We start from the raw sequence: 13,371 nt of genomic DNA, 5'->3' as shown, positions 1-13,371 counted from the left end.
TTATTTCGCATTCAAAAAAGACTTTATTAAGATGGCACAATGGCACGATGAGAAAACAAAAATCAAAGATATCTTTGATGCAATTAGAAATTTTGGATTAGTCGGTCTAATTTTTTATACATCTACAATTAGCTTTTTAAGAGCTAATTCATCTGAATCACTTAGCTACATCTACTTATCAATTAGCATTATTTTATTGTTGTTATCATTCTACTTATATTACTTGAATATTAGCTCTTTTTATAAAACAGTTAAAAGAGAATATAAAGCTAACAATGTAGGGCATCTATTCTATATTTTAATGCCAGCATTTATGCTTGTTTTAAGTATTCAAGTTTATATCCTAACTACTGTAGAAATTAAATTAAAAGATGGTAGAAACTTGAGTGAACTAACGATAAAGGACATATTAAATTTTGATAATAAAGAAATATCTTCAAGAGAATAAGTATTTAGGCTTTATTAATAATTCGATAAAAAGAGAGAAATATTGCTCGTTTTTTATCCCTAATACGTTATGGTATTTAAATAATAAATAGACATAATAAAGTTAAGGAACAGCCATGAATACATCTCCCTCTGATCACATTCCTCAAGAAGCCTTTGATTGGTATGACGAATACGCCCACGGTTTAATGGACCGACGTACTTTTATGAAAAAACTCGGTGGCCTTGCTGCTCTTGGCTTTTCGATGGCTGTACTTACATCAGCATTATTACCTAACTATGCACTTGCTGAACAAGTGTCGTTTAATGACGATGATATTAAAGCAACATACGAAGAATTCGATTCGCCAGACGGGCACGGTAAAGGCAAAGGTTACTTAGCAACCCCTAAAAACATAGAAGGTAAGCTTCCTGTTGTACTTGTGGTACACGAAAACCGTGGTTTAAATCCTTACGTAAAAGACGTAGCAAGGCGCTTAGCTAAGGTCGGTTTTATTGCGTTTGCACCCGACGCGCTCTTTCCACTGGGTGGCTACCCTGGTAATGATGATGAAGGACGCGCTATGCAAAAAAACATGGATCGCGCTAAAATTCAAAACGATTTTGTTGCCGCAGCGCACTTTTTAAAATCGCATGCTAACAGTAACGGTAAGTTAGGCGCTGTCGGTTTTTGTTTTGGCGGCTACATTGTTAATTATTTAGCGGCAGTAGATAGCAACTTAATCAGCGCCGGAGTGCCTTTTTACGGTACTCCAGCCAGCGAAAGTTTACGTAAAAATATTAAAGCACCTTTAATGATTCAATTGGGCGAGCTAGATAAACGTGTAAACGCGTCTTGGCCACAGTACGAACAAGACTTAAAAGCCAATAATGTTGAATACACTATGCATATGTATAAAGGGGCAAATCATGGATTTCATAACGACTCTACAGGTCGTTATGATAAAGACAATGCCGAGCTTGCATGGCAACGTACCGTTGAGTTTTTTAATAATAAGCTAAGTTGATCTGATTGCGTATTAATCCTTTAATACGCTTTTATCAATAATTCCTTTATTTACCAACTGCTGCAAAATAGCTTGGGATTTTGCTCTGCATGCATCACGTAGTAAACGCACCGCTGGGGTTATTGACTGCCTACTTGGGCAAATAAGCCAAAGTTCACCATTAACATGTTGATAATTTGGCATTACAGTAACCACTCTGTCATTGAGTAAATCGTCGGCCATATCAAGAGCCGACTTTACAGCTAAGCCCTTACCCGCAACGCACCAACGCCTGACTAAATCGCCATCGTTTGAGGCGCGCCTGCCATCCATTTTAACTTTATATTTTGACTCACCATCACTAAATTCCCACGTATTATTTATAATATCCTGCAACTGATAAAACAAACCTTGATGCGACGCTAAATCATCGGGATGCACAGGGCTTCCATTTTGTAGCAGGTATTCTTCGCTAGCACACAACAAGCGCGGTACGTTACAAATTTTAAAACCATAAACGCTTGCATCATTAGGCGAGCCATAACGAAGTGCTATATCAACTGAATCGCGATAAAAGTCGATATTACTATCACTTATATGCACTCTTAAACTTAATTTAGGGTAACTATCCATGAGTTCATCAATCCATGGGATCACCAAGTTACGTCCTAAATCAGATGAAAGTGCAACACGCAGCCTTCCTTCTACCTCGCCGTGTTCGCCTTTTAGATTTTGCTTTGCGAGTTCAAGCACTGCTAGAGCCTGTTCACATTGTGGTATGTAGCGCTCCCCAGCAGCCGACAACCTCAAATGACGTGTTGTACGAACAAAAAGCTCGCTACCTAGCGCTGACTCCACGCGTTTAATAGCGGCGCTTGCTGTGGCTGTACGCATATCTAACTTAGCAGCTGCGAGCGTAATACTTCTAAACTCAGCTACTTTTAAAATAAGTTTTAAATCTTCTATGTTCATATTATCTATTTATATTTGATAATGATTCAACGATTATGCGGTTTATTTACATTAAAGCAAGGTCTACTATATATCCATCAGCTAGCCAAAGCATGGCTTGCATCTTATACGTAAACAAATTAGGACATTTATTATGAAAGCCATTGGTTATACACAATCACTTCCTGTTTCAAACCCTGAGTCGCTAATTGATGTTGAGCTACCACAGCCAATTGCAACAGGTCGCGATTTACTTATAAAAGTTAAGGCTATTGCTGTTAACCCTGCCGATTATAAAGTGCGCCTATATATGCCACCAACAAACGGTGAAGTAAAAGTAATTGGTTGGGATGCAGTTGGCGAAGTGGTTGCAACAGGTGAAGCTGTTACAGACTTTAAACCAGGTGATGCGGTTTACTACGCAGGTGATATTACCCGCCCAGGTAGTAATGCAGAATTTCAATTAGTGGATGAGCGCATTGTAGGGTTCAAACCACAAAGCTTAAACGATGCTGAAGCTGCTGCATTACCCCTTACTGCAATAACAGCGTACGAGTTATTATTTGAGCATTTAAACATTGTAAAACAAGCAGCTGATGCAAAAACAAAATCAGACGAAGTTATTTTAGTAACAGGTGCCGCAGGCGGCGTTGGTTCTATTTTTATCCAGCTTGCTAAAGCGATTACTGGTGCAACAGTGATTGCCACTGCATCGCGTGAAAGCTCACAAGCATGGGTTAAAAAACTAGGCGCAGATTATGTTGTTGATCATACAAAACCATTACCGGCTCAAATTGACGCATTAAACATTGGCTCGGTAACACATGTAGCAAGTCTGCACAGTACTGATACTTATTTTGAAGCGTATACAGAGGTACTTGCACCATTTGGTAAAATTGCAATGATTGACGATCCTGAGTCATTAGATGTTAGTAAATTAAAAATGAAGAGCTTATCGCTACATTGGGAATTTATGTTTGCCCGCTCAATGTTTAATGCCAAAGATTTAATTGAGCAAAGCAAGTTATTAAATCATGTTGCTGAGTTAATTGATCAGGGCCATATTCAAACAACGATTGGTAAAAATTTAGGCGTTATAAATGCGGCTAACCTGCGTATTGCACACGCAGAACTTGAAGAAGGTCGCTCTATTGGCAAAATAGTATTGGAAGGTTTTTAATTCTATAAATACCAAATACGCGCTGCCTGAATTAATTGGAGGCACCAATGTAATTGGTGTCTTCAACCAATATTTCGGGGTGGCTATGGCTGTATTTATATTTATTAAAGAAACTATTACCTAATAATATTTGATAATGATTCAACCATATACCTGTTTATCATATTGTAATAACCCACTACTATCCGTACCTAGCTATATTGATAGGCTTTACTTTACGTAGATATCAATTGAATTAAATAATTAGAGTGATTTAAAAACACGATATTATTTTTGTAATAAATTTTTAAAAGGGTTTGTTTTTACTAAAACTGACTCAACATAGTAAATACTGGTAAAACACCTACTCAATGGAGAAACTAATGACTCACCCTATTATTAATGACTTAGAAAAGCGTTACACAGCAAAACGTTACGATGCAACGAAACGTGTATCTCAAGACGATTTAGCCGTTATTTACGAAGCTATGCGCCTATCTCCATCATCTATTAACTCGCAGCCTTGGAAATTCATCGTAATTGAATCAGATGAGGCTAAAGAGCGTATGCATAGTACATTTGCTAATAAATTTGCGTTTAACCAGCCACATATTAAAACAGCTTCGCATATAATATTGTTCGCTCACAATCCTAAATATACCCGCGATGACTACGCACAAGTTATTGATGCAGATATTAAAAATGGCCGTACTAAAGCAGAAAATCGCGAACAAGCTTTTGGTGCTTATGCGTTTGTTGATATGAATACTGATGAGCAAGGCGTTAATGAAGAGTGGACTAAAGCACAAACTTACATTGCACTGGGTAACACTATGCATGCCGCTGCACGTTTAGGCATTGATTCAACCCCAATGGAAGGCGTAGATGCCGAGCTGATTGGCGAAGTCTTTGAAAAAGAACTTGATGGTTACGTATGCGACGTGGCATTAGTACTTGGCTATCATGATAGCGCTGAAGATTATAATGCTAAATTACCTAAATCTCGCTTAGCAAAAGAGCAAGTTATTCAGGTTTTATAAGTAATACGTTATAAACTTAAATGATAACAATATTAAAAAACCACTTATTTAAATAAGTGGTTTTTTTGCTTTAAAGCAGTTTAACTTACTTTGCGCTGTGCAGCCTGAATGTATTGCACTAAATCTTCAATAGAAACAACGGTCATATTATGTTTATTAGCATAATCACTCACCTCAGGTAAGCGCGCCATTGAGCCATCAGGATTTGTTAGCTCGCAAATTACGCCAAATGGTTTTAAGCCGGCAAGTTGCATTAAATCAACGGTTGCTTCGGTATGACCGCGACGCACTAATACGCCACCCGTTTGTGCCTTTAAACCAAATACATGCCCTGGGCGCGATAAATCACTTGGTTTTGCATTATCCGCTGTCGCTGCTTTTATAGTAGTTACTCTATCAGCAGCAGACACACCTGTTGTAACACCATGCTTAGCTTCAATAGTGACTGTATAAGCGGTGTTATTTTGACTCGTATTGTTAGCTACCATTTGCGGTAAGTCGAGCTGTTTAATGCGCTCCTCCCCCATGCATAAACAAACAATACCGCTGCCTTCGCGGATCATTTCGGCCATTTGAGAAGTCGTTAAATGCTCAGCTGAAAAAACAAAGTCGCCTTCATTTTCACGGTTTTCATCATCAACAACAAGTACGCCTTGGCCTTGCTGTAGTGCAGTGATTGCGCTTTGAACGCGGGTATGGCTTTCGCCGAATTGAGTAAGTAGAGACTGAATCATCATTATATTCCAAATAAAAATAATAGATTCAGGACTGTGAAAGGATCAGTAATACATCACTTAAATTTAAAGCGATCACTACCAAAATAGCTTAAATAAAATAACAAAAAGCACGCAGCAAAATGCAGCGCACACTGTTATACCAATAACATTAAATTAGTGACTAATTATAGCGCTAAGAAAATAGCTCACTTAATGCGATACAAGGATCATGTCTTTAACAAAATTGGTTTTAGTATAATAAGCCATATTCTCTTTCATCCGGACTGTAACCGTCGGCTCTGGCATCTCACCAGATCTGCTTGACCTTTACTTAACCTAAAATAAGTTAAATAAAGCGCTCGCGGGCTCGTTTAAGTCATAAAAAACATTAAATATACCGCCGGTGGGGAATTTCACCCCGCCCTGAGAATTTACAGTAAGCATTTGCACTTACTGTAGGCATATTATACGCTTGTATTTATTTGTTTTTCAAAACTAAATGCGATAAAAACTATGAAAGTTGAATATTTAACGATGCACTGTTTACTATACCTTCATTTATATCAGCAATAAGCGTACACGTAGCGCCGTTAACTAAATTTAAGTTAGGTTGAACATGCCCTATGTCAGCATCAAAAATGACTGGGAATAAACACCCACCCAGTGCTACATCAAGCGCATGTCGATAGTCAAAGGCATCATAATGACTTTGAGTAATTTCACTTCGCCCTAAAACCAAACCATTAATGTCGTCAAATATGCCAGCTAATTTTAATGACAGTAAAAATCGTGCAACGGTTGTAGGTGTAAGTTCCGAGTTTTCAAGGTATAAAATAAGCCCTTCGGGCGCACTGTTCTTTTTAAACTCATGCAGCGCTAAAAATGGCGAGTCGAGCAATAAACCTACGGTATCTAAACACCCACCAAATAACCGACCAGACATTTCTATGGTACGTTTATCTGTGTAGTTTAAACATTGCCAGTTTGTAGGCTCACTCGGGCTGAGTAATTCGTTCGGGTTTTGAGCGTAATTAGGCTTATTTTTTTGGTATAAAGAAGAAGGACCTTGCTCAAATTTACTACCGGCTTCGTAGGTCAGAGTTTCAAATATTTGTAGGCTATACGGATTTTTTTCATCTGGGTGTAACTGCATAAGATTAGCGCAGTGAAGGGTTGCCCATTGGCACTTAGCAGTGAGTGCACATGCAATAGTACTCACATCAGAAAAACCAACTAACCACTTAGGCTTTGCTTCTTTAATGGCGTTAAAATCAAGTAGTGGCAGTATTTCCATTGCCAGCTCACCACCCATTGGCGGCATAATCGCATCTATTTCATCATCTAATAAAAAACCCATTAGCTGCTTAGCATGCGCTTTAGCATTAAGCTGTTCACGTGGTTTGTTTTGACGTAAAAACTCGCCTTCAACAACATTATACCCTCGTTGTTTTAGTCCATTTATAACAATATCTAATCGTCCGTGATACTTTTCTTTTAGCCCAGATGAAAGCGAGCAAATAGCAATTTTAGAGCCTACTTTTAAAGGCGCTGGGTAAAGTATATTAGCCATTGAGTGTTCCTTTTTAATAATACCAACCTGCATAAATCTTTGATCAATTTAACGAATTAAATTGCACTATAACGTCGTTAAAAGTTTTTTATTTAGAACAACTAGATATTAAAACTTTTGCCTAGTTCTAGCGTAATTTTCTTAACGTTAAATAGACCCCATATATAAGCAGATTGGTATAAAGTGATTATGTACCTATATCATCATGCTTACTCTTTATGCAATATGAATACCCTTATCAGTATAGTGATTTATTTAAGGCATAAAAAAACCGATGTAAATACATCGGTTTTTATTTAAAACGTTAAAGTGAGTTATGCGTTAAAGATACTCAACTTCAATGATTTCGTACTCAACGATACCTTTTGGCGTTTGGATAGACACTGCATCGTCTACTTGTTTACCAATTAAGCCACGTGCAATCGGTGAATTAACAGAAATTAAGTTGTTTTTAATATCTGCTTCATCATCGCCTACAATACGGTATTTTACTTCAGCATCCGTATCTACATTTACTATAGTTACGGTAGTACCAAAAATAACTTTGCCCGTATTTGGCATTTTAGTTACGTCGATTATCTGAACATTTGAAAGTTTAGCTTCAATTTCTTGAATACGACCTTCACAAAAACCCTGTTGCTCACGTGCAGCGTGGTACTCAGCGTTTTCTTTTAAGTCACCGTGTTCACGCGCAACAGCAATGTCGGCGATAATTTTTGGACGGGTAACTGTTTTTAATTCGTTAAGCTCTTTGCGCAGTAAGTCTGCGCCACGAACTGTCATCGGAATTGATTGCATACTTTTCTCACTTAACACCAAGGCCCTAGTTGGCCTTGGCACATTTCCTTAGTTCAATCGCAGGTGTAGCTCTTGAACTGACGTTACTTTACTACGGTCATCTGCTTTGTTAGCAGTACAGTTAGCAAAAGCCGCGTTCAAGGTTGTCGTATAGTTGGTTTTATTTTGCAATGCACCACGACGTAACACCTTCGAATCTTCGATCGCTTGGCGACCTTCGGTGGTATTAACGATATAGCTGTACTCTTTATTCTTGATATAATCAAGAATATGCGGGCGGCCTTCATATACTTTGTTTACACGTCGTACTTCAATGCCAGCTTCTTCAAGAGCTTGTGCCGTGCCACCCGTTGCGTCAAGTTCAAAACCTAAGTCGGTCATAATCTTGGCTAATTCAACAATGCGTGGCTTATCGCTATTACGAACAGATAATAACGCGCGACCACCGCGTGGTAAAGTGTTGCTTGCACCTAATTGTGCTTTTGCGAATGCTTCGGCGAAAGTATCACCAACACCCATCACTTCACCCGTTGAGCGCATCTCAGGGCCACGAATTGGATCCACACCCTGAAACTTAGCAAATGGTAAAACAACTTCTTTAACGCTGTAATAAGGAGGGATCACTTCTTTCGTGATACCTTGGCTTGCCAAAGACTGACCCGCCATACAACGAGCCGCCACTTTTGCAAGCGCTACACCGGTTGCTTTTGATACAAACGGTACAGTACGTGCGGCACGCGGGTTAACTTCAATTAAGTACACTTTGCCATCTTTTACAGCAAACTGTGTATTCATTAAGCCAACAACACCAAGCTCAAGCGCCATATCGGTTACTTGCTTGCGCATTACATCTTGCACTTCTTGCGATAAAGAATGTGCTGGTAATGAACATGCTGAGTCACCAGAGTGAACACCGGCTTGCTCAATGTGCTCCATGATACCGCCAATAATTACTTGCTCGCCGTCGCAAATCGCGTCAACGTCAACTTCAATTGCGTTATCTAAGAAACGGTCCAGTAATACAGGTGCTTCGTTTGATGCAGATACAGCTTCGGTCATGTAGCGACGTAAATCGTCTTCATCGTATACAATTTCCATTGCACGACCACCTAGTACATACGACGGACGTACAACGAGTGGGAAACCAATTTCAACTGATTTAAGTAGTGCTTCTTCAGTTGAAGTTACTGTTGCATTTTCTGGCTGAAGTAAGTTCAGACGCTCAACAAGTTGTTGGAAACGTTCGCGATCTTCTGCACGGTCAATCGCATCAGGTGAAGTACCAATTACTGGAACGCCATTCGCTTCAAGCTCACGTGCTAATTTAAGTGGTGTTTGACCACCGTACTGCACGATAACGCCTTTTGGCTTTTCAACACGTACGATTTCGAGTACGTCTTCAAGTGTAATTGGCTCAAAGTATAGTCTATCAGATGTATCGTAATCGGTAGAAACCGTTTCAGGGTTACAGTTAACCATGATGGTTTCATAGCCGTCTTCGCGAAGCGCAAGCGAAGCATGTACACAACAGTAATCAAATTCAATACCTTGGCCGATACGGTTAGGACCGCCACCAATAACCATTATTTTGTCTTTATCTGTTGGGTTTGCTTCACACTCTTCATCGTAAGATGAGTACATGTAAGCTGTATCTGAGCTAAATTCTGCGGCGCACGTATCAACACGCTTGTATACTGGCACGATGTTTAATAGATGACGTTTTTTACGAATTTCGGCTTCAGATACACCAGCAATTTCAGCTATACGTGGGTCTGCGAAACCTTTGCGTTTAAGTTTACGTAGGAAGTCGGCATTTAAACCAGCCATACCTACTTCACTAATTTTTGCTTCGTCTTTTAAAATATCTTCTATTTGTACTAAGAACCAGCGATTAACTTTAGTCAGCTCATAAACGTCATCAACGCTCATACCATGGCGCATTGCATCGGCAATGTACCAGATACGCTCAGCACCTGGCTCGCGTAATTCGCGAATGATTTTTTCTTTAGCTTTAGGGTCATCAAGTGCAACTATTGGGTTAAAACCTGTTGCGCCCACTTCAAGACCACGTAATGCTTTGTGTAATGATTCTTGTTGGTTACGACCAATCGCCATTACTTCGCCAACTGATTTCATTTGCGTAGTTAAGCGATCGTTAGCACCGGCAAATTTTTCAAAGTTAAAGCGAGGAATTTTTGTTACAACGTAATCGATTGAAGGCTCAAAAGACGCTGGAGTTTTACCGCCAGTAATATCGTTTTGAAGCTCGTCAAGCGTGTAACCTACTGCTAGCTTTGCAGCAATTTTAGCAATTGGGAAACCCGTTGCTTTTGATGCAAGTGCAGATGAACGTGATACGCGTGGGTTCATCTCAATGATAACCATACGGCCATCTTCAGGATTAATACCAAACTGCACGTTAGAACCGCCAGTTTCTACACCAATTTCACGTAATACCGCCATAGAGGCGTTACGCATAATTTGGTATTCTTTGTCGGTTAGCGTTTGCGCTGGTGCAACAGTGATTGAATCGCCAGTGTGAACACCCATAGGGTCAAAGTTTTCAATGGTACAAACAATAATACAGTTATCGTTTTTATCACGTACAACTTCTGTTTCGTACTCTTTCCAACCAATCAGTGATTCATCAATCAATAATTCGTTTGTTGGCGATAAGTCTAAACCGCGCTCACAAATTTCTTCAAACTCTTCCATGTTGTAAGCAACACCGCCACCGGTGCCACCCATGGTGAAAGAAGGACGAATGATACATGGTAAGCCAATTCGGCTCATTGTATCTTTAGCTTCTTCCATTGAGTGAGCAATTTCAGCACGAGGACATTCAAGGCCAATGTTTTTCATTGCTACGTCAAAGCGTTCACGGTTTTCTGCTTTGTCGATTGCATCCGCCGTTGCGCCAATTAGCTCAACGCCATGCTTAGCCAATACACCGTGCTTGTCTAAATCAAGTGCACAGTTTAATGCTGTTTGACCACCCATTGTAGGCAGTACTGCATCAGGCTTTTCTTTTTCAATAATTTTTTCTACCACTTCCCAGTGAATTGGTTCGATATAGGTAGCATCGGCCATTTCAGGATCGGTCATGATAGTTGCAGGGTTTGAGTTAACTAATATAACTCTATAGCCTTCTTCTCTAAGTGCTTTACACGCTTGAGCACCAGAGTAGTCAAATTCACAAGCTTGACCAATTACAATTGGGCCTGCGCCTAAGATAAGAATGCTTTTTATGTCGGTACGTTTTGGCATTATTACTCCAGTTAAATTAGTGATTACGCGCTTGCATCAAATCGATGAAGTGGTCAAATAATGGTGCTGCATCGTGTGGACCTGGACTTGCTTCAGGGTGTCCCTGGAAGCTAAACGCAGGTTTATCAGTACGATGAATACCTTGAAGCGTTCCATCAAATAACGATTTATGCGTGGCACGAAGCGTACTTGGTAGGCTTGATTCTTGAGCTGCAAAACCATGGTTTTGAGCTGTGATCATAACTACATTACGGTCTAGGTCTTTAACTGGGTGGTTACCACCGTGGTGGCCAAATTTCATTTTTTCTGTTTTAGCACCTGAGGCAAGAGCTAATAACTGATGACCTAAACAGATACCAAAAATAGGTGTGTCGGTTTCTAAAAAGGCTTGAATGGCTTCAATAGCGTAAGTACATGGCTCAGGATCACCAGGGCCATTAGATAGGAAGATACCATCAGGGTTTAAAGCAAGTACGTCAGCGGCTGAAGTTTGCGCTGGTACTACTGTAAGTTTACAACCACGGTCTACAAGCATACGTAAAATATTACGTTTTACACCGAAGTCGTAGGCAACAACATGAAACTTTTCATCAGCAGCGTCAAGGGTTTTAAATCCTTCACCTAATGTCCAGCTTGATTCGCGCCACTCAAAATTTTCCTTGGTTGAGACAACTTTTGCTAAATCCATACCTTTTAAACCTGGGAAGGCTTGCGCGGCTTGTAACGCTTTATTTTCGTCTAGCTCGTCACCGGCAACAATACACCCGTTTTGTGCGCCTTTATCACGCAAAATTCGAGTTAGCTTTCTGGTGTCGATGTCCGCAATACCTAAAATATTACGTTCTTTTAAGTAATCATCTAACGATTGCTCGTTACGAAAGTTACTTGCTAGCAGTGGCAAATCACGGATCACTAGGCCTTTAGCCCAAATTTGATTCGCTTCTTCGTCTTCGCTGTTGGTACCCGTATTACCGATATGTGGGTACGTCAAAGTTACAATTTGTTCCGCGTATGATGGATCAGTCAAAATTTCTTGATAACCAGTCATAGACGTATTGAATACCACTTCACCGACTGACATGCCGTCAGCGCCGATTGCAGTACCGCGAAACACTGTGCCGTCTTCTAGGACTAACAGAGCGGATTTAGTCAAGTTAAACCTCCTAACAGTAAAAAACGGGAGTAAGCAATTGCTTAACACCCCGCCAATACCCAGAGGGATCGTCAAAACCAGATTTTTGTGAGCTTAAATTGTTTTACGCAGTCTTAAATGATGCAGATGTAAAGCATTCAACCTTCAATCATTTTTCTTGCCTAAAACTATTTTCATTCCCACTGAAACCCTGGATTTACTAGCCACTTGGGTATAATTGGAAACACGCATTTAGTAATTTTTGGCAAATTGGCTGCATATTACATGAAGTTGCTATTTAGGTCTAACATTATTTGGTTAATTGTTACAAATAAGTCACTGTAGGTGAAATTAGACCCAAACAGTTAAAATAGTAACTAAACTACTTAAGATCTAGCACATCTTGCATACCATAAAGTCCAGCAGGTTTATTTTTCAACCAGCTTGCAGCCCTTATAGCACCTATAGCGAACGTCATTCTCGAACTTGCTTTATGTGTTAATTCAAGCCTTTCGCCCATTGTAGCGAAGTATGCGGTATGTTCACCTACTATATCGCCCCCTCTTAAGACAGAATAACCAATCTCATTTTGAGATTTCGCTGTTTCTATTTGGCTTCGGTCATATACCGCAACCTCGTCGTGATCCCAGCCTTTCGCTTGCGCGATTGACTCACCTATTGCCAGTGCAGTACCCGATGGTGCATCTATTTTATGACGGTGATGCGCTTCAAATATTTCGATATCTAAATCGTCACCAAATTTAGTCGCTGCAGTTTGCACAAGGTTAAGTAATACATTGACACCTACGCTGTAATTTCGCGCAAATACAATAGGGATATGTTTAGCGGCATCGTGTAATAGCGCCATATCATCATTTGTTAAACCTGTTGTGCCAATCACCATAGGAATTTTTTGTGCAACAGCTGTTTTTAAATGGTTTTTCATACCCGCTGGCAGCGTAAAGTCGATTAAAACATCTACATCATCTATTGTACTTTCGTCGCTAAAGCTAACACTGTTATCGGCTGCGCTATTTACTTGATTTACATTAATGCCCAATAGCGATGAACCACTACGAACATATGCGCCTGTAAGTTGTGTTTGCTCTTTAATTGTCGCGGCTTCTAATAGGGCTAAGCCCATTCTGCCGTTAGCACCAAAAACACCTATTCGATTTGTAGTCATGGTTTTTACCTAATTTAATTTGAATCCGTTTATTAGCCATATATCCGGGCATTACAAAATACGCAGGTGGGTATTTTTATGCAGTTGGATAAATATTAATCGCTGAAAATCGCGTTGCT

At 39.8% G+C, this 13,371-nt stretch carries 11 protein-coding genes and 1 riboswitch; of the genes, 4 read left to right on the top strand and 7 right to left on the bottom strand.

What is annotated here, in order from left to right; translation table 11 throughout:
* Positions 1-31 precede the first annotated feature (31 nt).
* Together H5122_RS01730 and H5122_RS01725 are read left to right on the top strand one after the other, a co-directional pair.
* Positions 32-448: a hypothetical protein gene (locus tag H5122_RS01730; protein WP_007581892.1), complete on the top strand. Its 417-nt coding sequence runs from the start codon at positions 32-34 to the stop codon at positions 446-448.
* A gap of 115 nt (positions 449-563) precedes the next feature.
* Positions 564-1,454 carry a dienelactone hydrolase family protein gene (locus H5122_RS01725; protein WP_182681091.1) on the top strand — a complete coding sequence of 297 codons (891 nt, stop codon included), beginning with the start codon at positions 564-566 and terminating at the stop codon, positions 1,452-1,454.
* Positions 1,455-1,466: 12 nt separating this feature from the next.
* On the opposite strand, the gene H5122_RS01720 is transcribed toward H5122_RS01725, so the two are convergent.
* A complete protein-coding gene (locus H5122_RS01720; protein WP_121955092.1) occupies positions 1,467-2,405 on the bottom strand; it encodes a LysR family transcriptional regulator in 939 nt (312 codons plus the stop codon).
* 133 nt (positions 2,406-2,538) lie between these two features.
* Between H5122_RS01720 and H5122_RS01715 the strand changes: the two genes are divergently transcribed.
* Both H5122_RS01715 and H5122_RS01710 read left to right on the top strand, forming a co-directional pair.
* The gene (locus tag H5122_RS01715; protein ID WP_182681090.1) at positions 2,539-3,564 is read left to right on the top strand and encodes a zinc-binding alcohol dehydrogenase family protein; all 1,026 of its coding nucleotides are present in this window, start codon (positions 2,539-2,541) and stop codon (positions 3,562-3,564) included.
* A 362-nt stretch (positions 3,565-3,926) separates the two neighbouring features.
* Positions 3,927-4,583 carry a nitroreductase family protein gene (locus H5122_RS01710; RefSeq protein ID WP_004335410.1) on the top strand — a complete coding sequence of 219 codons (657 nt, stop codon included), beginning with the start codon at positions 3,927-3,929 and terminating at the stop codon, positions 4,581-4,583.
* Positions 4,584-4,663: 80 nt separating this feature from the next.
* Here the strand turns inward: H5122_RS01710 and ribB are convergent, their stop codons facing one another.
* From ribB to dapB, 6 genes are all read right to left on the bottom strand, one after another.
* The gene (ribB, locus tag H5122_RS01705) at positions 4,664-5,317 is read right to left on the bottom strand and encodes a 3,4-dihydroxy-2-butanone-4-phosphate synthase (RefSeq protein ID WP_182681429.1); all 654 of its coding nucleotides are present in this window, start codon (positions 5,315-5,317) and stop codon (positions 4,664-4,666) included.
* A gap of 245 nt (positions 5,318-5,562) precedes the next feature.
* A riboswitch (FMN riboswitch) is annotated at positions 5,563-5,734 on the bottom strand.
* Positions 5,735-5,810: 76 nt separating this feature from the next.
* Positions 5,811-6,869: a S66 peptidase family protein gene (locus tag H5122_RS01700; protein WP_182681089.1), complete on the bottom strand. Its 1,059-nt coding sequence runs from the start codon at positions 6,867-6,869 to the stop codon at positions 5,811-5,813.
* 321 nt (positions 6,870-7,190) lie between these two features.
* Positions 7,191-7,667, bottom strand: coding sequence for a transcription elongation factor GreA (gene greA, locus H5122_RS01695; RefSeq protein WP_004335404.1), 477 nt, complete (start codon positions 7,665-7,667; stop codon positions 7,191-7,193).
* A 48-nt stretch (positions 7,668-7,715) separates the two neighbouring features.
* Positions 7,716-10,934 (bottom strand): carbamoyl-phosphate synthase large subunit, encoded by a 3,219-nt coding sequence (gene carB, locus H5122_RS01690; RefSeq protein ID WP_182681088.1) that lies wholly within the window; start codon positions 10,932-10,934, stop codon positions 7,716-7,718.
* 16 nt (positions 10,935-10,950) lie between these two features.
* Complete coding sequence (carA, locus tag H5122_RS01685) at positions 10,951-12,087, bottom strand: glutamine-hydrolyzing carbamoyl-phosphate synthase small subunit (RefSeq protein WP_182671684.1); 1,137 nt, start codon at positions 12,085-12,087, stop codon at positions 10,951-10,953.
* A 361-nt stretch (positions 12,088-12,448) separates the two neighbouring features.
* Complete coding sequence (gene dapB, locus H5122_RS01680; RefSeq protein ID WP_182681087.1) at positions 12,449-13,252, bottom strand: 4-hydroxy-tetrahydrodipicolinate reductase; 804 nt, start codon at positions 13,250-13,252, stop codon at positions 12,449-12,451.
* Positions 13,253-13,371 lie beyond the last annotated feature (119 nt).

It is taken from the genome of Pseudoalteromonas sp. SG43-8, assembly GCF_014164245.1.
Taxonomy (GTDB): Bacteria; Pseudomonadota; Gammaproteobacteria; order Enterobacterales; family Alteromonadaceae; genus Pseudoalteromonas; species Pseudoalteromonas distincta.
Note: the sequence above shows the minus strand (reverse complement) of the source record. Positions and strands in the feature narration are given on the sequence as shown.

Bases quoted from the DNA above. Each gene is read 5' to 3' on its own strand.
- carB (WP_182681088.1), bottom strand. From the start codon at position 10,934: ATGCCAAAACGTACCGACATAAAAAGCATTCTTATCTTAGGCGCAGGC.
- H5122_RS01730 (WP_007581892.1), top strand. From the start codon at position 32: ATGGCACAATGGCACGATGAGAAAACAAAAATCAAAGATATCTTTGAT.
- H5122_RS01725 (WP_182681091.1), top strand. From the start codon at position 564: ATGAATACATCTCCCTCTGATCACATTCCTCAAGAAGCCTTTGATTGG.
- H5122_RS01715 (WP_182681090.1), top strand. From the start codon at position 2,539: ATGAAAGCCATTGGTTATACACAATCACTTCCTGTTTCAAACCCTGAG.
- H5122_RS01710 (WP_004335410.1), top strand. From the start codon at position 3,927: ATGACTCACCCTATTATTAATGACTTAGAAAAGCGTTACACAGCAAAA.
- H5122_RS01720 (WP_121955092.1), bottom strand. From the start codon at position 2,405: ATGAACATAGAAGATTTAAAACTTATTTTAAAAGTAGCTGAGTTTAGA.
- dapB (WP_182681087.1), bottom strand. From the start codon at position 13,252: ATGACTACAAATCGAATAGGTGTTTTTGGTGCTAACGGCAGAATGGGC.
- H5122_RS01700 (WP_182681089.1), bottom strand. From the start codon at position 6,869: ATGGCTAATATACTTTACCCAGCGCCTTTAAAAGTAGGCTCTAAAATT.
- greA (WP_004335404.1), bottom strand. From the start codon at position 7,667: ATGCAATCAATTCCGATGACAGTTCGTGGCGCAGACTTACTGCGCAAA.
- ribB (WP_182681429.1), bottom strand. From the start codon at position 5,317: ATGATTCAGTCTCTACTTACTCAATTCGGCGAAAGCCATACCCGCGTT.